This is a genomic window from Pseudomonas sp. AMR01 (assembly GCF_041946035.1).
Classification (GTDB): Bacteria; Pseudomonadota; Gammaproteobacteria; order Pseudomonadales; family Pseudomonadaceae; genus Aquipseudomonas; species Aquipseudomonas antarctica_B.
Genome location: NZ_JAUTYR010000013.1, coordinates 57,611 through 77,213, shown reverse-complemented (window position 1 = coordinate 77,213; position 19,603 = coordinate 57,611). Strand labels below are relative to the sequence as shown.

Below are 19,603 nucleotides of genomic sequence, written 5' to 3'. Positions count from 1 at the left end.
CATGGCCAATCTGCGTATCGCGCTGGTGGCCGGTGAAGCTTCCGGTGATATTTTGGGCGCAGGCCTGATGCGAGCCCTCAAGGCCCAGCATCCTGCGGTGGAATTTATCGGGGTGGGTGGCCCGCTGATGCAGGCCGAAGGTCTCACCTCCTACTTTCCCATGGAGCGCTTGTCGGTCATGGGGCTGGTGGAAGTGCTGGGCCGTCTGCGTGAGCTGCTGGCTCGCCGCAAGCTGCTGATCCAGACCCTCATCGAAGAAAAGCCCGACGTCTTTATCGGCATCGATGCACCGGATTTCACCCTTAATATTGAGCTCAAGTTGCGTCAGGCCGGGATCAAGACCGTGCATTACGTCAGCCCGTCCGTGTGGGCGTGGCGGCAGAAGCGCGTGTTGAAGATCCGTGAAGGCTGCGACTTGATGCTGACCCTGCTGCCGTTCGAGGCCCGTTTCTACGAAGAGAAGGGCGTGCCGGTGCGGTTTGTCGGCCACACGCTGGCTGACGCCATTCCTCTGCAAGCAGACCGAGCGGCGGCCCGTGCCGAGCTGGGCGTGCCCGACGGCCCGCTCGTTGCGCTGATGCCGGGCAGTCGTGGCGGCGAAGTGGGGCGCCTCGGCGCGCTGTTTTTTGACGCCGCCGAGCGGCTGCAGGTACTCAAGCCAGGTGTACGTTTCGTGCTGCCATGCGCGAGCCCGCAACGTCGTGCGCAAATCGAGACGCTGCTGGCAGGGCGCAACCTGCCGCTGACCTTGCTCGACGGTCAGTCGCACCTGGCCCTGGCCGCCTGCGATGCGGTGCTGATCGCCTCCGGCACCGCGACCCTGGAAGCCTTGCTGTACAAGCGCCCGATGGTCGTGGCCTATCGCCTGGCGCCGCTGACCTTCTGGATTCTCAAGCGCATGGTCAAAAGCCCCTACATCTCCTTGCCTAACTTGCTGGCCCAGCGCCTGCTGGTGCCGGAATTGTTGCAGGACGATGCGACGCCTGAGGCCCTGGCACAAACACTACTCCCCCTGATTGAAGGCGGCGAAGAGCAGACCCGTGGTTTTGACGACATCCATCGCACCTTGCGCCGTGATGCGTCGAATCAGGCGGCGGATGCCGTGCTGACCCTGATTGGCCACACACAGGAAACCCCATGAAGACGCAAATCGGCCTGGATTTCAGCCTGGTTGCCGAAGCCCACGAACTGGTGGCCGGTGTTGATGAAGTCGGGCGCGGCCCACTGTGTGGCGCAGTGGTGACGGCGGCGGTGATTCTTGATCCGAACCGTCCGATTCTCGGCCTCAACGACTCGAAGAAGCTCACCGAAGCGCGCCGTGAAAAGCTCTATGACGAGATTTGCGAAAAGGCCCTGAGCTGGCACATCGCGCGGGCCGAAGTTGAAGAAATCGATAAGCTGAATATTTTGCACGCCACCATGCTCGCCATGCAGCGCGCGGTCGAAGGCCTGCACATCACGCCAAAAATGGCGATGATCGACGGTAACCGCTGCCCGAAACTGGCGATGCCGTCTGAGGCCGTGGTCAAGGGTGACAGCAAGGTGCCGGCCATCGCCGCCGCCTCGATCTTAGCCAAGGTCAGTCGCGACCGAGAAATGGCCGCGTTCGAATTGATCTACCCTGGCTATGGCATCGGTGGCCACAAGGGCTACCCGACGCCCGTTCATCTGGAAGCACTGGCTCGTCTTGGCCCAACGCCGATCCATCGTCGCTCGTTTGCCCCGGTCCGTCAGGCTTACGAGCTGCGCGAGAGCCTCAGCGAGGTTTAGTCGCAAGGCTGATGTTTTGCTCAAGGCCCGGTACAATCCGGGCCTTGTTGTCTCCACGTATTAGAACAGGATCACTATGCCGGCTTCATTCGTTCACCTGCGCCTGCACACTGAATACTCCCTGGTCGACGGCCTGGTACGGATCAAACCGCTGGTCAAAACCCTGGTGGGCATGAACATGCCTGCGGTGGCGGTGACCGATCAGAACAACATGTGTTCGCTGGTCAAGTTCTACAAGAACGCCATGGGCGCCGGTATCAAGCCGATCTGCGGCGTCGACCTGTGGCTGTCCAATAAAGACCCGGATAACCCCCTGAGCCGTATCAGCCTCCTGGCAATGAATGGCGTGGGTTATCGCAACCTCACCGAATTGATTTCTCGCGGTTTTATCGACGGTCAACGCAATGGCTCGATCATCATCGAGCGCGAGTGGGTGGCCGAAGCCAGCGAGGGCGTGATCATGCTCTCGGCGGCCAAAGAGGGCGAAATCGGCATCGCGCTGCTGGGCGGCAACCCCCAGGAAGCCGAGGTGTTGGCCCGCGAATGGATGGGTGTGTTCCCCGACCGCTTCTATGTAGAAGTGCAGCGCACCAACCGTCCCAACGATGAAGAGCACCTGCACGCTGCCGTAGCCCTGGCCGACAAGCTCGGCGCGCCGTTGGTGGCGACCAACGATGTGCGTTTTATCAAGAAAGAAGACTTCGAAGCCCACGAAACCCGCGTGTGCATCGGCGAAGGCCGGGCGCTCGACGACCCGCGCCGCTCGAAAAACTACAGCGAAGAGCAGTACCTCAAAAGCGCCGAAGAGATGGCCGAGCTGTTCAGCGACCTGCCCGAGGCGCTGGAAAACTCCGTCGAGATTGCCAAACGCTGCAATATTGAAGTGAAGCTGGGCAAGCACTTCCTGCCCAACTTCCCGATTCCCGATGGCATGACCATCGATGAGTATTTCCGCAAGGTGTCGTTTGATGGCCTTGAAGATCGCCTGAGCGTTCTGCTGCCCAAAGACACGACCGAGGACTACGACGCCAAGCGCCAGGTGTACGTCGACCGGCTGAATTTCGAGCTGGATATCATCATCCAGATGGGGTTCCCCGGTTACTTCCTGATCGTAATGGACTTTATCCAGTGGGCCAAAAGCAACGGCGTGCCTGTTGGGCCTGGCCGGGGGTCGGGTGCCGGGTCGCTGGTGGCCTATGTGCAGAAGATTACTGACCTTGACCCGCTGGAATATGACCTGCTGTTCGAACGGTTCCTGAACCCGGAACGGGTATCCATGCCCGACTTCGACGTCGACTTCTGCATGGACGGTCGCGACCGCGTGATCGAATACGTGGCCGAAAAATACGGCCGCAATGCGGTCAGCCAGATCATCACCTTCGGTTCCATGGCGGCCAAAGCGGTAATCCGCGACGTGGCGCGGGTGCAGGGCAAGTCCTACGGCTTGGCCGATCGCCTGTCGAAGATGATCCCGTTTGAAGTCGGCATGACCCTCGAAAAGGCCTACGAGCAGGAAGAAATCCTGCGCGACTTTATCAAGATCGATGAAGAAGCCGCCGAAATCTGGGACATGGCGCGCAAGCTTGAAGGGGTTGTGCGTAACGTCGGTAAACACGCCGGTGGCGTAGTGATTGCGCCGACCAAACTCACGGATTTCTCGCCGATCTATTGCGACGAAGAGGGTGGCGGCCTGGTAACCCAGTTCGACAAGGACGACGTGGAGGCCGCCGGCCTGGTGAAGTTCGACTTCCTCGGCCTGCGCACCCTGACGATCATCGACTGGGCGCTCAAGACCATCAACCGCGAGCGCGCCAAGGTCGATGAGGCGCCGCTGGATATCGCGTTTATCCCGCTGGACGACAAACCGACTTACCAGTTGCTGCAAAAAGCCGAGACCACGGCGGTGTTCCAGCTCGAGTCGCGCGGCATGAAAGAGCTGATCAAAAAGCTCAAGCCCGACTGCCTGGAAGACTTGATCGCCTTGGTGGCCCTGTTCCGTCCGGGCCCTTTGCAATCGGGCATGGTTGATGACTTTATCAACCGTAAGCACGGCCGCGCCGAACTGGCTTACCCGCACTCCGATTACCAGTACGAAGGCCTCAAGCCGGTATTGGCGCCGACCTACGGCATCATCCTGTATCAAGAGCAGGTGATGCAGATCGCTCAGGTGATGGCCGGCTACACACTTGGCGGCGCAGACATGTTGCGTCGCGCCATGGGTAAGAAAAAGCCCGAGGAAATGGCCAAGCAGCGCGGCGGTTTCATTGAAGGTTGCGCCAGCAACAACATCGACGCCGACCTGGCCGGTAACATTTTCGACCTGGTGGAAAAATTCGCCGGTTACGGCTTCAACAAATCTCACTCCGCCGCCTACGGCCTGGTGTCGTACCAGACTGCCTGGCTGAAAACCCACTACCCGGCGCCGTTCATGGCCGCGGTACTCTCGGCGGACATGCACAACACCGACAAGGTCGTGACCTTGATCGAGGAAGTGCGCACCATGAAGCTGCGCCTCGACGCGCCGGACGTGAACGCCTCGGAGTTCAAGTTCACGGTGAACGACGACGGCCGCATCATCTATGGCCTGGGTGCGATCAAAGGCGTGGGCGAAGGCCCAGTGGAAGCCATCGTCGAAGCGCGCCAGCACGGGCCATTCAAGGACCTGTTCGACTTCTGCGCGCGGGTTGACCTCAAGCGCATCAACAAACGAACCCTCGATGGCTTGATCCGCAGCGGCGCACTCGACCGCCTCGGCCCCTATTTCCATGATGAGCCGAAGGCTTATCAGGCCAATATCGACCGCAACCGCGCGGTGTTGCTGACCGCCATGGAAGAAGCGATCAAGGCCGCCGAACAAACTGCGCGCACCCACGACAGCGGGCATGCCGACCTGTTTGGCGGGTTGTTCGTCGAAGCCGACGCCGACGTTTACGCCAACCACCGCAAGGCCAAGGACCTGACCCTCAAGGAACGCCTCAAGGGTGAGAAAGACACCCTGGGCCTGTACTTGACCGGTCACCCGATTGACGAATACGAAGGCGAAATCCGCCGGTTCGCCCGTCAGCGCATCATCGACCTGAAACCGGCGCGCGACACCCAGACCGTCGCCGGCATGATCATCGCCCTGCGCGTGATGAAAAATAAGAAGGGCGACAAGATGGGCTTTATCACCCTCGATGACCGCTCGGGCCGTATCGAGGCGTCGCTGTTTGCCGACGCGTTCCACTCCGCCCAATCGCTGCTGCAAACTGACGCGATGGTGGTGGTGGAAGGGGAGGTCAGTAACGACGACTTCTCCGGCGGCCTGCGCCTGCGGATCAAGCGGGTGATGAGCATGGAAGATGCGCGCACCAATTTGGCCGAAAGCCTGCGCCTGAAGGTCAAGACTGAAGCGCTGAAGGGCGATCAGCTACGTTGGTTGGGGGACTTGCTCAAACGCCATCGTGGCGCGTGCCCGGTGACCATGGAGTACACCGGCAATGACGCCAAGGCGATGCTGCAGTTTGGCGAGACCTGGCGAATTGACCCCGCCGATGGCTTGATTCAAGCATTGCGTGACCAGTTTGGCCGTGACAACGTCTTCCTCCAATACCGTTGACGGCCAGGGGATGACAAATCCCCTGATCTCGACCCATTATTTAATCTCGACCTAGACGCGCCTCTCCCTTAAGGTAGGGCGCGAATAGACAACCGGCTGGCCAGGCACTCCTTGGCCGTCGACCCAAGACGGACGCTTATGAACCCGAATTTTCTTGATTTCGAACAGCCGATCGCTGACCTGCAAGCCAAGATCGAAGAACTGCGCCTGGTCGGCAATGACAATTCGCTGAACATCGGCGATGAGATCGCTCGCCTGCAAGACAAGAGCAGCACGCTCACCGAAGACATCTTCGGCAAGCTGACCAGCTGGCAGATCGCGCGCCTGGCCCGCCACCCGCGCCGTCCGTACACCCTGGATTACATTCAGCACATCTTCACCGAGTTCGACGAGCTGCATGGCGACCGCCACTTCTCCGACGACGCGGCCATTGTGGGCGGTATCGCTCGCCTGGACGACCAGCCAGTGATGGTGATCGGTCACCAGAAAGGCCGTGAAGTGCGCGAAAAAGTTCGCCGCAACTTCGGCATGCCGCGCCCGGAAGGCTACCGCAAGGCGTGCCGCCTGATGGAGATGGCCGAGCGCTTCAAGATGCCAATCCTGACCTTCATCGACACTCCGGGTGCTTACCCGGGTATCGACGCCGAAGAGCGTAACCAGAGCGAAGCGATCGCCTGGAACCTGCGCGTGATGTCCCGCCTGAAAACCCCGATCATCGCCACCGTGATTGGTGAAGGCGGTTCCGGCGGCGCACTGGCCATTGGCGTATGCGACCAACTGAACATGCTGCAATATTCGACCTACGCGGTGATCTCGCCGGAAGGTTGCGCCTCGATCCTGTGGAAAACCGCCGAAAAAGCGCCGGACGCAGCTGAAGCCATGGGCATCACGGCCGATCGCCTGAAAGGTCTGGGCATCGTCGACAAAGTCATCGCCGAGCCTCTGGGCGGCGCGCACCGTGACCCGGCTGCAGCTGCTGCGAACATCCGTGCAGAACTGGGCTCGCAACTGGCAATGCTCAAGAAGCTTGATAACGAGGCGCTGTTAAAGCGTCGTTATGAGCGTTTGATGAGCTACGGTCTCTGATCAAATACTGATCTGGCAGACAATGCTGTACTCATGTGGGAGCGGGCTTGCTCGCGAAAGCGGTGAATCAGTCAATATATTCAGTGACTGACACCACGTTTTCGCGAGCAAGCCCGCTCCCACATTTGCTTTGTGTATGCTGGGCTATCGTGTTCCAAGTATGCGGCGACAATGTGTGATGAAACGAACTCTGACCACCAAACTGCTGCAAGCCCTGGGTCCCTGGCAAAATGCACCGGCGTGGCATATCGCTTTCTCCGGCGGACTGGATTCCACTGTCCTGCTCCATCTCCTGGCTTCCCTGCCAGAAACCGAAACTCTCCCGACCCTGAGCGCAATCCATGTCCACCATGGCCTGCAAGCTGCTGCTGACGCCTGGCCAAGCCATTGCCAGTCGATATGCGACAGCCTGGGCGTACCCCTGCGTGTCATGCGCGTACAGGTACAAGCCGGTGCCAGTCTTGAGCGGGCCGCTCGTAATGCGCGTTACCAGGCATTTATAGAGGTGACCGGGGCAGGGGAAGTGCTGCTCACTGCCCAGCACCGCGACGATCAAGCTGAAACCCTGTTATTCCGCCTGCTGCGTGGGGCCGGGGTGCGAGGCTTGGCGGCAATGCCGCCGCATCGCCCGTTGGCAGCTGGTTATCTGGTACGGCCTTTATTGGATGTAGCGAGGGGGGAGTTGGAAGCCTACGCCCACGAGCACCAGCTCAAGTGGATTGAAGACCCGTCCAACGCCGATCAGCGGTTTTCGCGCAATTATCTGCGCCACACAGTGTTTCCAACCCTGACGGAGCGCTGGCCGCATGCAGCCTCAAGCCTGGCTCGCTGCGCCGAGCACCTGAGCGAGGCGCAAAGCCTGTTGGATGAATTGGCGCAGATGGATCTTATGGCAGCCGATGAGCCGTCGCCGTTTCCGTGGCTGCCCTTACCGAGCCTGGCGCTGGCTTCATTGCGCGAACTTTCCGATGCCCGCCAGCGCAACGCCCTGCGTCACTGGCTGACGCCTCTCACGCGCTTACCCGACAGCGACCACTGGGCCAGCTGGCATACCCTGCGCGATGCGAAAAGTGACGCACAGCCCCTCTGGCGTCTTGCCGACGGTGATTTGCACCGCTGTGGTGAGCGTATCTGGTGGTTATCTACCGCGTGGTCGGAATTTTCCGACGTGTCGGTGAGCTGGCCGCACCCGCAAATCCCGCTAGAGTTACCTGGCAATGGCCAACTGAAATTTATCGGCAGTGCGCCAGGAGGCCCGTTGGAGGTGCGCTATCGCCAGGGCGGCGAAATCATGGAAGTGCCAGGTCGCGGTCGACGTGACTTGAAGCGTCTGCTTAATGAAAGTGGTTTGCCGGGGTTCGTCCGTGGCAGATTGCCGCTGCTGTATCAGGGCGAGCAATTGCTGGCTGTGCCAACCCTTGCGGGGTTATGGCCCGGTTCGTCGGATGGCTGGCAATTACAGTGGATGCCACAGACCTGCGATCAAGGTTTGAGCTGATAGAGCCTTTCCGGTAGACTACGCTCCCTTCTTGATACAACTTCTGTGGATTCGCCTGAATCGCAGTAGTTGCCGATTACCAAGCAGTCTTTGCTGGGCGATTCCAAAAAATGTGTAGCGATCAACGTACCGGTGTTTCATTGCTGGTCTGTCACAACGCGGCGGTTTTTTTGAAAGGTGCACTGTGATTAATGCAGGTGATCGGGGGCTTCGGCCTTCCTTCGCTTTCCCCGGCGGCTCGGACCGCTTTAACGCAGACTTCTAGGGTTTTTCATGACGCGCTACATATTCGTCACGGGCGGTGTTGTTTCTTCATTGGGGAAAGGCATTGCCTCCGCTTCATTGGCGGCCATCCTGGAGGCGCGGGGACTTAAGGTCACCATGCTCAAGCTGGACCCGTACATCAACGTTGACCCGGGCACCATGAGCCCGTTCCAGCACGGTGAAGTGTTCGTCACACACGACGGCGCCGAGACCGACCTGGACCTGGGCCACTACGAGCGGTTCATCCGCACGACCATGACTCAGAACAACAACTTCACCACCGGCCGTGTCTACGAGCACGTGTTGCGCAAAGAGCGCCGTGGTGACTATCTGGGTGCAACCATCCAGGTGATCCCGCACATCACCGACGAAATCAAGCGCCGCATCATCAAGGGTGCAGGCGATGCCGACGTGGCGATGGTCGAGATCGGTGGCACCGTGGGTGACATCGAATCCCAACCGTTCCTCGAAGCCATCCGCCAGTTGCGTTTCGAAGTCGGCGCCAAGCGCGCGATGCTGATGCACCTCACGCTGGTGCCGTACATCGCCACCGCCGGCGAAACCAAAACCAAGCCTACCCAGCACTCGGTCAAGGAACTGCGTTCCATCGGCCTGCAGCCGGACGTGCTGGTATGCCGCTCCGATCACCCGATCGACATTTCTTCGCGTCGCAAGATCGCGCAATTCACCAACGTTGAAGAACGTGCGGTGATCGCGCTGGAAGACGCCGACACCATCTACAAGATCCCGGGCATCCTGCATGCGCAAGGCCTGGATGATTTTGTGGTCGAGCGTTTCGGCCTGCAGTGCACCGGCGCGGACCTGTCTGAGTGGGAAGCGGTGGTTGACGCCAAGCTCAACCCTGAGCACGAAGTCACCATCGCCATGGTCGGCAAGTACATGGAGCTGTTGGACGCGTACAAGTCGCTGATCGAAGCGATGAGCCACGCCGGTATCAGCAACCGCACCAAGGTTAACCTGCGCTACATCGATTCCGAAGACATCGAAAACCAGGGCACGGCCTTGCTTGAAGGTGTTGATGCGATCCTCGTCCCCGGCGGTTTCGGCCTGCGTGGCGTGGAAGGCAAGATCACTGCCGTGCAGTTCGCTCGTGAAAACAAGGTGCCGTACCTGGGCATCTGCCTGGGCATGCAAGTGGCGGTTATCGAGTTCTCGCGTAACGTGCTGGGCTGGAAAGACGCCAACTCCACCGAGTTCGATCACACCAGCGGCCACCCGGTCGTGGGCTTGATCACCGAGTGGGAAGACGCCACCGGCGCTGTTGAAACCCGTACTGAAACCTCCGACCTGGGCGGCACCATGCGCCTTGGCGCGCAGGATTGCCTGCTGGAGCCGGGTTCGCTGGTTCACGATTGCTACGGCAAGGACGTGATCGTCGAGCGTCACCGTCACCGCTATGAAGTGAACAACAACCTGCTGCCGCAGATCAAAGAAGCCGGCCTGAAAATCTCCGGTCGCTCCGGTGACGGCAAGCTGGTTGAAGTGGTCGAAGCGCCGGATCATCCGTGGTTCGTGGCCTGCCAGTTCCACCCTGAGTTCACCTCGACGCCGCGCGACGGTCACCCGTTGTTCACCGGTTTCGTTAAAGCAGCACTGACGCAACATCAGAAGAAGGCGTAAACCTGATGGCCCAGAAGATCATTCGCGTAGGCGACATCGAGATTGCCAACGACAAGCCCATGGTGCTGTTCGGCGGCATGAACGTGCTGGAAAGCCGCGACATGGCGATGCAGGTCTGTGAAGAGTACGTCAAGGTGACCGAGAAACTCGGTATCCCTTACGTATTCAAGGCCAGCTTCGACAAGGCCAACCGCTCGTCCGTGACCTCCTATCGCGGCCCTGGCCTTGAAGAAGGCATGCGGATCTTCCAGGACATCAAGCAAGCTTTCGGCGTGCCGATCATCACCGACGTCCACGAGCCTGAACAGGCTGCCGTGGTCGCCGAGGTGTGCGACATCATCCAGTTGCCGGCCTTCCTGTCGCGCCAGACTGACCTGGTCGTTGCGATGGCCAAGACCGGCGCGGTGATCAATATCAAGAAAGCCCAGTTCCTCGCGCCTCAGGAAATGAAACACATCCTGAGCAAGTGCGTGGAAGCGGGTAACGACCAGTTGATCCTTTGCGAGCGCGGTTCGAGCTTCGGCTACAACAACCTCGTGGTGGACATGCTCGGTTTCGGCATCATGAAACAGTTTGAATACCCGGTGTTCTTCGACGTGACCCACGCGCTGCAAATGCCCGGTGGCCGCGCCGATTCCGCCGGTGGGCGTCGTGCCCAGGTGCTGGACCTGGCCAAGGCTGGCATCAGCCAGTCGCTGGCGGGCCTGTTCCTGGAAGCTCACCCGGACCCGGACAACGCCAAATGCGACGGCCCTTGCGCCCTGCGCCTGGACAAGCTGGAGCCTTTCCTGGCCCAGTTGAAGCAGTTGGATGAACTGGTCAAGAGTTTTCCGACAGTAGAGACCGCGTAAGCCGCGTTTCTCCGGTAGACTTTCCCTCGCTTTACGCTCAGGCCTGCGGGCCTGAGCCTTGTCGTCTGCAAGCCTGCCCCGTTGTTCCACCCTTGCGGTCGGTCAAAAGATTTCCTTCAGCTGCGTCGTTTTCGTCAACTTTGGAGTGTTTACAACAATGGCAAAAATCGTCGACATCAAAGGTCGTGAAGTTCTCGACTCCCGTGGCAACCCTACCGTCGAAGCCGACGTGCTTCTCGATAACGGCATCATCGGCAGCGCCTGCGCGCCGTCCGGTGCTTCCACAGGTTCCCGCGAAGCGCTGGAATTGCGTGATGGCGACAAGAGCCGTTACCTGGGCAAAGGTGTACTCAAAGCGGTGGCCAACATCAACGGCCCGATCCGCGACCTGTTGCTGGGCACTGACCCGCTGGACCAGAAAGCCCTGGACCACGCGATGATCAAACTCGACGGCACCGAAAACAAAGGCAGCCTGGGCGCCAACGCGATCCTCGCCGTGTCCCTGGCAGCCGCCAAGGCCGCAGCACAGGACCAGGACCTGCCGTTGTACGCGCACATTGCCAACCTGAACGGCACTCCGGGTGTTTACTCGATGCCGGTTCCGATGATGAACATCATCAACGGTGGCGAGCACGCCGATAACAACGTCGACATCCAGGAATTCATGGTGCAGCCAGTTGGCGCCAAGACCTTCTCCGAAGGCCTGCGCATGGGCACCGAGATTTTCCATCACCTCAAAGCTGTGCTGAAGGCCCGTGGCCTGAGCACTGCAGTCGGTGACGAAGGTGGTTTCGCGCCGAACCTGGCGTCCAACGAAGATGCACTGAAAGTGATCTCCGAAGCAGTGGCCAACGCAGGTTACAAGCTGGGCACCGACGTGACTCTGGCCCTGGACTGCGCGGCGAGCGAGTTCTACGAGGACGGTAAATACAACCTGTCCGGCGAAGGCCACGTGTTCACCTCCGAAGGGTTTGCTGATTACCTGAAAGGCTTGTGCGAACGCTACCCGATCATCTCCGTTGAAGATGGCCTGGATGAGTCCGACTGGGCTGGCTGGAAAGTCCTGACCGACAAGATCGGCGAGAAAATCCAGTTGGTGGGCGACGATTTGTTCGTGACCAATACCAAGATCCTGAAAGAAGGCATCGATAAAAAGATCGCCAACTCGATCCTGATCAAGTTCAACCAGATCGGCACGCTGACCGAAACCCTGGAAGCCATCCAGATGGCCAAGGCTGCGGGTTACACCGCCGTGATCTCCCACCGCTCCGGCGAAACCGAAGATTCGACCATTGCCGACCTGGCCGTGGGCACTTCGGCGGGTCAGATCAAGACCGGTTCGCTGTGCCGTTCCGACCGCGTTTCCAAGTACAACCAATTGCTGCGTATCGAAGAGCAACTGGCAGGTAAAGCCAAGTACAACGGTCGCAGCGAGTTTCGCGGCTGATCGCTACTTGATGTTAAAGCATGGTAAAAAGTCGGCGGATGGCGTCGGAAAATACACGACAGTGTGTGTTTCGACGCTAATCTGATGGCTATCAAGCACAAGCCTGGTCTTTCCAGGCTTCGTGCTATCAGTTGCTTCAAAAGTTTTGCATGGCTGTCTTTTTTTACTGGATACCCGGATTTCGATGCGCAGTCCCAATTGGTTGTTCCTCGTCTTGCTCTTATTGCTGGCTGGCCTGCAGTACCGCCTATGGGTCGGTAATGGCAGCTTTGCGCAGGTAAAAGAGCTGACTCAGCAAATTGCCGACCAGCACGCCGAAAACGAGATTCTGCTGGAGCGTAATCGCGTCCTCGACGCAGAAGTGCTTGAGCTGAAAAAAGGTACGGAGACCGTTGAAGAGCGGGCTCGTCATGAGTTGGGCATGGTCAAGGACGGCGAAACCCTTTACCAGTTGGCCCAATGATCGATTCTCTGCCGGCCTTCTGGGCCGTGATTCCTGCCGCGGGCGTCGGTGCCCGAATGGCCGCAGACCGTCCCAAGCAGTATCTGCAACTGGGCGGGCGCACAATTCTCGAACACAGCCTCGGCTGTTTTCTCGACCATCCCTCGCTCAAAGGCTTGGTGGTCAGTCTTGCAATCGATGATCCCTATTGGCCGAACCTGGCGTGCGCCAACGACCCACGCATTGTGCGTGCGGACGGCGGTGACGAACGCTCCGGCTCGGTACTCAATGCACTGCTGCAACTCAACGCCCTGGGCGCCAGCGATGACGACTGGGTGTTGGTGCACGACGCGGCGCGACCTAATCTGAGTCGCGATGACCTCGACAAGCTGCTGGCTGAGTTGGCGGATGATCCGGTTGGCGGCTTGCTCGGCGTGCCGGCTCGCGACACCCTCAAGCGCGTCGACAAGCACGGTCGTGTGGTAGAGACCGTGGATCGCAGTTTGATCTGGCAAGCTTACACGCCGCAGATGTTCCGCCTCGGCGCTTTGCACCGCGCTTTGGCCGATAGCCTGGTGGCGGATGCGGTGATTACCGATGAGGCTTCGGCCATGGAGTGGTCCGGTCAGGCGCCGCGATTGATTGAAGGGCGTTCGGACAATATCAAGGTGACCCGGCCTGAGGATTTGGAGTGGTTGCGGTTGCGGTGGGCTAACCGGCGGTAGTCGGTTAAACCGAGTCGACTCCTTCGCGAGCAAGCCCGCTCCCACATTTGATCGCATTTCTTCAAAACGAACTCGGTCAAATGTGGGAGCGGGCTTGCTCGCGAAGAGGCCAGCCCCAACACCCCATCATCAACGGCTGTACTCCGGCCGCTCCGCCAACCCCACCTTCAAAAAATCCACCAGCTTGCGCACCTTCGGCGACAAATGCCGCTGCTGCGGGTAGAGCGCCCACACCGCCGTATTCGGCGGCTGATGCGCCTCCAGCAATGACACCAGCACGCCACTGTGCAAGTGTTCCAGCACGTAATAATCCGGCAGCTGGCACAACCCAACCCCTTGCAACGCGGCATCCAGCACCGCCTGCCCACTGTTGCAGCGCCAGTTTCCCTGTACCCGCTGGGAAAATTCGCGCCCGTCCTGGGCCAGTTGCCAGATATCCGAGCTGCCGATCAGGCAATTATGCCGACTCAATTCCGACAAACTATGTGGCCGACCGTACCGTTCGAGGTAGGACGGTGACGCGCACACATACATACGCCGAGGCGCCAGGCGACTGGCGACCATGCGCGAGTCTTGCAGGCGACCCAAACGAATCGCCAGGTCGAGGCCTTCGTGTACCAGGTCGAGCTGGCGATTGCTCAGCTCGATATCCACGCGCAATTGCGGATACACACCCATGAAGCGGGTCACCAACGGCACGATAAACCGTTCGCCGTACGCCACCGCGCAGGTCATGCGCAGCATGCCCTTGGGTTCGCTGGCGAGGTCGCCGACCGCACGTAGCGCTTCTTCGCGACCGTCCTGTAAACGTTGGCAGTGTTGCAGAAACGTCTGACCGGCTTCGGTCAGAGTCACTTTGCGTGTGCTGCGGTACAGCAACCGCGTTTGCAGTCGTTCCTCCAGGCGCGCCACCTGCCGACTGATATGCGACGAAGAAACGCCCAGCCGTTCCGCCGCTGCCGTGAACTGGCTGCATTCGGCAACCGCCACAAACTCGTCAATGCCTTCCCAGCGGTTTTCCAGCATGGCGATTATCCCCGTACAGCAATAAAGTTTTGCTTTCGCCCGGATTATTAATCAGCCAGCCATGTTTTACACTCACCTCCTCAGTTTTTAATTCCATGGAGAAACCCGGATGATCAAGTCCCGCGCCGCCGTAGCCTTCGAAGCCAAAAAGCCCCTTGAGATCGTCGAAGTGGATGTGGCCATGCCCAAGGCTGGCGAAGTGCTGCTGCGGGTAGTCGCGTCCGGCGTCTGCCATACCGACGCCTACACTCTTTCGGGCGCAGACCCGGAAGGCATCTTCCCGTCGATCCTGGGCCATGAAGGCGGCGCGGTGGTTGAAGCGATCGGCGAGGGCGTCACCTCGGTGGCCGTCGGCGACCACGTGATCCCGCTGTACACCCCGGAATGCGGCAAGTGCAAATTCTGCCTGTCGGGCAAGACCAACCTGTGCCAGGCCATCCGTTCTACCCAAGGCAAAGGCCTGATGCCCGATGGCACCACGCGTTTCTCCTACAAAGGCCAGCCGATTTTCCATTACATGGGTACGTCGACTTTCTCCGAGTACACCGTGTTGCCGGAAATTTCGGTGGCCAAAATTCCTAAAGACGCACCGCTGGAAAAAGTCTGCCTGCTGGGTTGCGGCGTCACCACTGGCATCGGTGCGGTGATCAACACCGCCAAGGTCAAGCCAGGCGACACCGTGGCCATCTTCGGTTTGGGCGGCATCGGCTTGTCGGCGGTGATCGGCGCGGTCAAGGCCAAGGCCGGTCGCATCATCGCCGTCGACATCAACCCCGCCAAGTTCGAGATCGCCAAGCAACTGGGCGCCACCGACTGCATCAATCCGAAAGACTACGATCGCCCGATCCAGGACGTGATTGTCGACCTCACCGACGGCGGTGTGGACTTCTCCTTCGAGTGCATCGGCAACGTGCAACTGATGCGCGCCGCCCTTGAGTGCTGCCACAAAGGCTGGGGCGAGTCGGTGATCATCGGTGTGGCCGGTGCCGGTCAGGAAATTTCCACGCGTCCCTTCCAGTTGGTGACCGGTCGCGTCTGGCGCGGTTCGGCATTTGGCGGCGTGCGCGGCCGTACCGAGCTGCCTAGCTACGTAGAAATGGCTAAGACCGGCGAGATTCCGCTGGACACGTTCATCACCCACACCATGGGTCTGGAAGACATCAACAAAGCGTTTGACCTGATGCATGAAAGCAAGAGCATTCGTACCGTCATCCACTTCTGAGGTCGGCCATGAGTCTGGAAAACCTGTCGTGCCAGAAGAGCTTCGGCGGCTGGCATAAACGCTACAAACATCATTCCGATGTGCTGGGTTGCGACATGACGTTCGCCGTCTACCTGCCGCCGCAAGCGGAGTTGGGCGGCAAGCTGCCGGTGCTGTACTGGTTGTCAGGTTTGACCTGCACCGATGAAAACTTCATGCAGAAGGCCGGTGCCCATCGCATCGCCGCCGAATTGGGCTTGATCATCGTCGCGCCAGACACCAGCCCGCGCGGGCCGGGTGTGCCGGATGATCCGGAAAACGCTTATGACTTCGGCCTGGGCGCTGGCTTTTATCTGAATGCCACGCAAGAGCCGTGGGCCAAGCACTATCGGATGCATGACTACGTGGTGCAGGAATTGCCGGCGTTGGTTGAAGCGCATTTCCCTGCTTCGGATAAGCGCGGGGTCAGCGGCCACTCCATGGGCGGCCATGGCGCGCTGGTGTGTGCCTTGCGCAACCCCGGTCGTTACCAATCGGTGTCGGCGTTTTCGCCGATCAACAACCCGATGGATTGCCCGTGGGGCCAGAAAGCCTTCTCTCGCTACCTGGGCGAAGAGCGCGCGAAATGGCGCGAATGGGATGCCTGTGTGCTGATAAGCGAGGCCTCGGAAAAGCTGCCGTTGCTGGTGGATCAGGGCGATCGCGACGATTTCCTTGCCGTGCAGCTCAAGCCCGAAGCCCTGCAACAAGCGGCCAAGGCGGCGGGCCATCCGCTGGAACTGCGCCTGCAGCCGGGCTATGACCACAGCTACTTCTTTATCGCCAGCTTCATCGAAGACCATTTGCGACACCATGGTCGTGCTTTGCTCGGTTAATGTGAGGCAAAAGTAGGTAGAATCACGCCCTGAATTAAATCGGGGCGTTTTTTTATGCGTATTGGCCACGGCTATGATGTGCACCGTTTCGCCGAAGGCGACTTCATTACCCTGGGCGGCGTGCGCATTTCGCACCACCATGGGTTGCTGGCGCATTCCGACGGCGACGTTGTGTTGCACGCCTTGAGCGATGCCTTGCTCGGCGCTGCCGCGTTGGGTGATATCGGCAAGCATTTTCCGGACACCGACCCCACCTTCAAGGGCGCGGACAGCCGTGTCTTGCTGCGTCACGTGGTTGGCCTGATCCACGCCAAGGGTTGGAAGGTCGGCAATGTCGACAACACCATCGTGGCCCAGGCACCGAAAATGGCCCCGCATATCGAATCGATGCGCGCATTGATTGCCGCCGACCTGCAAATTGAATTGGATCAAGTCAACGTGAAAGCCACCACCACCGAAAAGCTCGGGTTTACCGGTCGTGAAGAGGGCATCGCGGTGCACTCCGTCGCCTTGTTGCTGCGCGTATGAATGACCTGCAATTGCTTGGCCCACGAGCCTATGGCGAGGCCTTGGGCAGCGCAGTCCTGAAAGCCACGGCGGAAGATTTTCAGGTAGACGAAGTGCTCGACATCCCGCTGAGCGGCGACGGTGAGCACCTGTGGTTGTGGGTAGAAAAGCGTGGCCTGAACACTGAAGAGGCCGCGCGGCGCATTGCCAAGGCAGCCGGCGTGCCGTTGCGCACCGTCAGTTATGCCGGGCTCAAGGACCGTCAGGCGCTGACCCGCCAATGGTTCAGCGTGCAACTGCCCGGCAAGGCTGATCCGGACATGAGCGGGGCGGAAAACGACACCCTCAAAATCCTCAAGATCGCGCGCCACAAGCGCAAGCTGCAACGGGGTGCGCATTCGGCCAATGGCTTCACCTTGCGCCTGACCCAGTTTGCCGGTGACGCCGCCGCCATCGACGAGCGCTTGCAGTTGATCGCCAAGCAGGGCATTCCCAACTATTTTGGCGCCCAGCGCTTCGGGCATAACGGCGGCAACGTCGTGGACGCTCGCGAGTGGGCGGCGCGCAAGGCCTTGCCGGAACAGCGCAATGTGCGTTCACGGCTGCTGTCCACGGCGCGCAGCTTTTTGTTTAACAAGGTGTTGGCGGCACGCGTGGCCGACGGTTCCTGGCAGCGCGCCCAAGTCGGCGACCTGCTGGCGTTTACCGACAGCCGCAGTTTTTTTCCCGCAGGGGAAGCTGAATGCAGCGACCCGCGCCTGGCGATTCTGGACCTGCACCCCACCGGGCCGCAGTGGGGCGAGGGTGACTCGCCGGCTGGCGGCGCGACCCACGCGCTGGAGCAAGCCGTCGCCGCCAGCGAAGCGGACCTGCGCGATTGGCTGGTGAATGCCGGCATGAGCCAGGAACGTCGCATTCTTCGACTGCCCATTGGCGGGTTGACGTGGCATTATCCCTCGCCTGACATTCTGCAATTGGAATTCGTCCTGCCGGCTGGATGCTTCGCCACTGTCTTGGTGCGCGAACTTGTTGATCTGGTGCCGGTGGGGCAGACGGACAACCCATGCGTATTCTGATATCAAATGATGATGGGGTGACCGCCCCCGGCCTTGCTGCGCTCTATGCTGCGCTGGAAGATTATGCCGAGTGCGTGGTGGTCGCCCCGGACCAGGACAAGAGCGGCGCCAGCAGTTCGCTGACGCTCGACCGTCCGTTGCACCCGCAGGTTCTGGCCAACGGCTTTATCAGCGTGAACGGCACGCCTACCGATTGCGTGCACCTGGCTATTAATAGCCTGTTGGACAAGGAGCCGGACATCGTGGTGTCGGGTATCAACCTCGGCGCCAACCTGGGCGACGATGTGTTGTATTCCGGCACCGTGGCAGCCGCTTTGGAAGGGCGCTTTCTCGGTCGTACCTCGTTCGCCTTTTCCTTCGCCTCGCGGCAACTGGATAACCTGGCGACGGCGGCGTACTTCGCACGCAAGCTGGTGGAGGCTCATGGCTCCCTCGATTTGCCGCCACGCACGGTGCTCAACGTTAATGTTCCCAACTTGCCCCTCGACCATATTCGCGGCATTCAGCTGACGCGCCTGGGCCATCGCGCCCGCGCCGCCGCGCCGTTGAAGGTGGTCGATCCGCGTGGCAGGGAAGGTTATTGGATCGCCGCAGCGGGCGACGCCGAAGACGGCGGCCCCGGCACGGACTTTCATGCGGTGATGCAAGGCTATGTGTCGATTACCCCGTTGCAACTGGATCGCACCTTCAGTGATGCCTTCAGTAGCCTCGATGGCTGGCTTGAGGGGCTGCGTTGATGGGGCGTGAACAAGACGAAATGCTGCGCCGTGGCATCGGCATGACCTCCCAGCGTACCCGCGAACGTTTGATCCAGCGCCTGTACGAAGAAGGCCTGTCCAACGCCCAGGTGCTGGAAGTCATTCGGCGTACACCTCGGCATTTGTTTGTCGATGAAGCCCTGGCGCACCGCGCCTATGAAGACACCGCGCTGCCCATCGGCCATAACCAGACGATCTCCCAGCCGTATATGGTCGCGCGCATGAGCGAGCTGCTGTTGGCGGCGGGGCCGTTGGACAAGGTGCTGGAGATCGGCACCGGTTCCGGTTACCAGACCGCCGTGCTTTCGCAGCTGGTGGAGCGGGTGTTCTCGGTGGAGCGCATCAAGGTGCTGCAGGACCGCGCCAAAGAGCGTCTGGTTGAACTCAACCTGCGCAACGTGGTGTTCCGCTGGGGCGATGGTTGGGAAGGCTGGCCGGCGCTGGCACCCTATAACGGCATTATCGTTACGGCCGTGGCGACCGACGTACCGCAAGCGCTTCTGGATCAACTGGCGCCTGGCGGGCGGCTGGTGATTCCGGTCGGCTCCGGCGAAGTGCAACAATTGATGCTCATTATTCGCGAGGAAGAAGGCTTTTCTCGGCACGTGCTCGGCGCTGTGCGCTTCGTGCCGTTGCTCAACGGCCCACTCGCCTGATCATTTATTCGCCCGCAGTGAATTCTGTTGGCGAGGATGTGTCTTACGGCGGGGTGAGTTGAGTCAACATGATCGGCTACCGGTTTAAAACATGATGAATTTTTCGTTTCAGTCGTGTGCCGGTAAAAAGCCAAGGCCCAGTTATACTTGCGACATATTTCAAGCCTGATACAGGCGTTCAT

At 60.0% G+C, this 19,603-nt stretch carries 17 protein-coding genes; 16 read left to right on the top strand and 1 reads right to left on the bottom strand.

All coding sequences use genetic code 11. The features are described 5' to 3' along the window. Position 1: 1 nt before the first annotated feature. From lpxB to ispD, 10 genes are all read left to right on the top strand, one after another. The gene (gene lpxB / locus Q7C20_RS14305) at positions 2 to 1,141 is read left to right on the top strand and encodes a lipid-A-disaccharide synthase (protein WP_375068157.1); all 1,140 of its coding nucleotides are present in this window, start codon (positions 2 to 4) and stop codon (positions 1,139 to 1,141) included. After that, positions 1,138 to 1,770: a ribonuclease HII gene (rnhB, locus tag Q7C20_RS14300; RefSeq protein ID WP_375068155.1), complete on the top strand. Its 633-nt coding sequence runs from the start codon at positions 1,138 to 1,140 to the stop codon at positions 1,768 to 1,770. Before lpxB ends, rnhB begins: the two co-directional genes overlap by 4 nt. A gap of 76 nt (positions 1,771 to 1,846) precedes the next feature. Further along, positions 1,847 to 5,368 carry a DNA polymerase III subunit alpha gene (dnaE, locus tag Q7C20_RS14295; RefSeq protein WP_375068153.1) on the top strand — a complete coding sequence of 1,174 codons (3,522 nt, stop codon included), beginning with the start codon at positions 1,847 to 1,849 and terminating at the stop codon, positions 5,366 to 5,368. Between the two features lie 138 nt (positions 5,369 to 5,506). Continuing rightward, the gene (locus Q7C20_RS14290; protein WP_348060680.1) at positions 5,507 to 6,454 is read left to right on the top strand and encodes an acetyl-CoA carboxylase carboxyltransferase subunit alpha; all 948 of its coding nucleotides are present in this window, start codon (positions 5,507 to 5,509) and stop codon (positions 6,452 to 6,454) included. A gap of 178 nt (positions 6,455 to 6,632) precedes the next feature. Beyond that, a complete protein-coding gene (gene tilS / locus Q7C20_RS14285; RefSeq protein ID WP_375068151.1) occupies positions 6,633 to 7,952 on the top strand; it encodes a tRNA lysidine(34) synthetase TilS in 1,320 nt (439 codons plus the stop codon). A gap of 273 nt (positions 7,953 to 8,225) precedes the next feature. Next, positions 8,226 to 9,857 carry a CTP synthase gene (locus Q7C20_RS14280; protein WP_348060684.1) on the top strand — a complete coding sequence of 544 codons (1,632 nt, stop codon included), beginning with the start codon at positions 8,226 to 8,228 and terminating at the stop codon, positions 9,855 to 9,857. Positions 9,858 to 9,862: 5 nt separating this feature from the next. Continuing rightward, positions 9,863 to 10,708 (top strand): 3-deoxy-8-phosphooctulonate synthase, encoded by an 846-nt coding sequence (gene kdsA, locus Q7C20_RS14275; protein ID WP_064451165.1) that lies wholly within the window; start codon positions 9,863 to 9,865, stop codon positions 10,706 to 10,708. 157 nt (positions 10,709 to 10,865) lie between these two features. Next, positions 10,866 to 12,155, top strand: coding sequence for a phosphopyruvate hydratase (eno, locus tag Q7C20_RS14270; RefSeq protein WP_375068148.1), 1,290 nt, complete (start codon positions 10,866 to 10,868; stop codon positions 12,153 to 12,155). A 184-nt stretch (positions 12,156 to 12,339) separates the two neighbouring features. After that, positions 12,340 to 12,618: a cell division protein FtsB gene (gene ftsB / locus Q7C20_RS14265; RefSeq protein WP_078741107.1), complete on the top strand. Its 279-nt coding sequence runs from the start codon at positions 12,340 to 12,342 to the stop codon at positions 12,616 to 12,618. Continuing rightward, complete coding sequence (ispD, locus tag Q7C20_RS14260) at positions 12,615 to 13,322, top strand: 2-C-methyl-D-erythritol 4-phosphate cytidylyltransferase (protein WP_375068145.1); 708 nt, start codon at positions 12,615 to 12,617, stop codon at positions 13,320 to 13,322. The genes ftsB and ispD overlap by 4 nt, the downstream gene beginning before the upstream one ends. A 129-nt stretch (positions 13,323 to 13,451) precedes the next feature. Here the strand turns inward: ispD and Q7C20_RS14255 are convergent, their stop codons facing one another. Continuing rightward, positions 13,452 to 14,348 (bottom strand): LysR substrate-binding domain-containing protein, encoded by an 897-nt coding sequence (locus tag Q7C20_RS14255; protein ID WP_348060687.1) that lies wholly within the window; start codon positions 14,346 to 14,348, stop codon positions 13,452 to 13,454. 109 nt (positions 14,349 to 14,457) lie between these two features. On the opposite strand from Q7C20_RS14255, the gene Q7C20_RS14250 reads away from it, so the two are divergent. The 6 genes from Q7C20_RS14250 to Q7C20_RS14225 are packed head-to-tail and all read left to right on the top strand — an operon-like array spanning position 14,458 to position 19,421. Then, the gene (locus Q7C20_RS14250; RefSeq protein WP_348060689.1) at positions 14,458 to 15,570 is read left to right on the top strand and encodes an S-(hydroxymethyl)glutathione dehydrogenase/class III alcohol dehydrogenase; all 1,113 of its coding nucleotides are present in this window, start codon (positions 14,458 to 14,460) and stop codon (positions 15,568 to 15,570) included. An 8-nt stretch (positions 15,571 to 15,578) separates the two neighbouring features. Continuing rightward, positions 15,579 to 16,424 carry an S-formylglutathione hydrolase gene (gene fghA / locus Q7C20_RS14245; RefSeq protein WP_375068143.1) on the top strand — a complete coding sequence of 282 codons (846 nt, stop codon included), beginning with the start codon at positions 15,579 to 15,581 and terminating at the stop codon, positions 16,422 to 16,424. 54 nt (positions 16,425 to 16,478) lie between these two features. Beyond that, positions 16,479 to 16,952: a 2-C-methyl-D-erythritol 2,4-cyclodiphosphate synthase gene (gene ispF, locus Q7C20_RS14240; protein ID WP_375068141.1), complete on the top strand. Its 474-nt coding sequence runs from the start codon at positions 16,479 to 16,481 to the stop codon at positions 16,950 to 16,952. Then, positions 16,949 to 18,007 (top strand): tRNA pseudouridine(13) synthase TruD, encoded by a 1,059-nt coding sequence (gene truD, locus Q7C20_RS14235; protein ID WP_375068140.1) that lies wholly within the window; start codon positions 16,949 to 16,951, stop codon positions 18,005 to 18,007. The genes ispF and truD overlap by 4 nt, the downstream gene beginning before the upstream one ends. Then, positions 17,995 to 18,744: a 5'/3'-nucleotidase SurE gene (gene surE, locus Q7C20_RS14230; RefSeq protein WP_375068138.1), complete on the top strand. Its 750-nt coding sequence runs from the start codon at positions 17,995 to 17,997 to the stop codon at positions 18,742 to 18,744. The genes truD and surE overlap by 13 nt, the downstream gene beginning before the upstream one ends. 41 nt (positions 18,745 to 18,785) lie before the next feature. After that, on the top strand, positions 18,786 to 19,421 hold the full coding sequence (locus Q7C20_RS14225) for a protein-L-isoaspartate(D-aspartate) O-methyltransferase (protein ID WP_010176736.1): 636 nt from the start codon (positions 18,786 to 18,788) through the stop codon (positions 19,419 to 19,421). Positions 19,422 to 19,603: the final 182 nt, after the last annotated feature.

Coding starts and splice junctions, on each gene's coding strand:
- lpxB (WP_375068157.1), top strand. CDS start 2: ATGGCCAATCTGCGTATCGCGCTGGTGGCCGGTGAAGCTTCCGGTGAT.
- rnhB (WP_375068155.1), top strand. CDS start 1,138: ATGAAGACGCAAATCGGCCTGGATTTCAGCCTGGTTGCCGAAGCCCAC.
- dnaE (WP_375068153.1), top strand. CDS start 1,847: ATGCCGGCTTCATTCGTTCACCTGCGCCTGCACACTGAATACTCCCTG.
- Q7C20_RS14290 (WP_348060680.1), top strand. CDS start 5,507: ATGAACCCGAATTTTCTTGATTTCGAACAGCCGATCGCTGACCTGCAA.
- tilS (WP_375068151.1), top strand. CDS start 6,633: ATGAAACGAACTCTGACCACCAAACTGCTGCAAGCCCTGGGTCCCTGG.
- Q7C20_RS14280 (WP_348060684.1), top strand. CDS start 8,226: ATGACGCGCTACATATTCGTCACGGGCGGTGTTGTTTCTTCATTGGGG.
- kdsA (WP_064451165.1), top strand. CDS start 9,863: ATGGCCCAGAAGATCATTCGCGTAGGCGACATCGAGATTGCCAACGAC.
- eno (WP_375068148.1), top strand. CDS start 10,866: ATGGCAAAAATCGTCGACATCAAAGGTCGTGAAGTTCTCGACTCCCGT.
- ftsB (WP_078741107.1), top strand. CDS start 12,340: ATGCGCAGTCCCAATTGGTTGTTCCTCGTCTTGCTCTTATTGCTGGCT.
- ispD (WP_375068145.1), top strand. CDS start 12,615: ATGATCGATTCTCTGCCGGCCTTCTGGGCCGTGATTCCTGCCGCGGGC.
- Q7C20_RS14255 (WP_348060687.1), bottom strand. CDS start 14,348: ATGCTGGAAAACCGCTGGGAAGGCATTGACGAGTTTGTGGCGGTTGCC.
- Q7C20_RS14250 (WP_348060689.1), top strand. CDS start 14,458: ATGATCAAGTCCCGCGCCGCCGTAGCCTTCGAAGCCAAAAAGCCCCTT.
- fghA (WP_375068143.1), top strand. CDS start 15,579: ATGAGTCTGGAAAACCTGTCGTGCCAGAAGAGCTTCGGCGGCTGGCAT.
- ispF (WP_375068141.1), top strand. CDS start 16,479: ATGCGTATTGGCCACGGCTATGATGTGCACCGTTTCGCCGAAGGCGAC.
- truD (WP_375068140.1), top strand. CDS start 16,949: ATGAATGACCTGCAATTGCTTGGCCCACGAGCCTATGGCGAGGCCTTG.
- surE (WP_375068138.1), top strand. CDS start 17,995: ATGCGTATTCTGATATCAAATGATGATGGGGTGACCGCCCCCGGCCTT.
- Q7C20_RS14225 (WP_010176736.1), top strand. CDS start 18,786: ATGACCTCCCAGCGTACCCGCGAACGTTTGATCCAGCGCCTGTACGAA.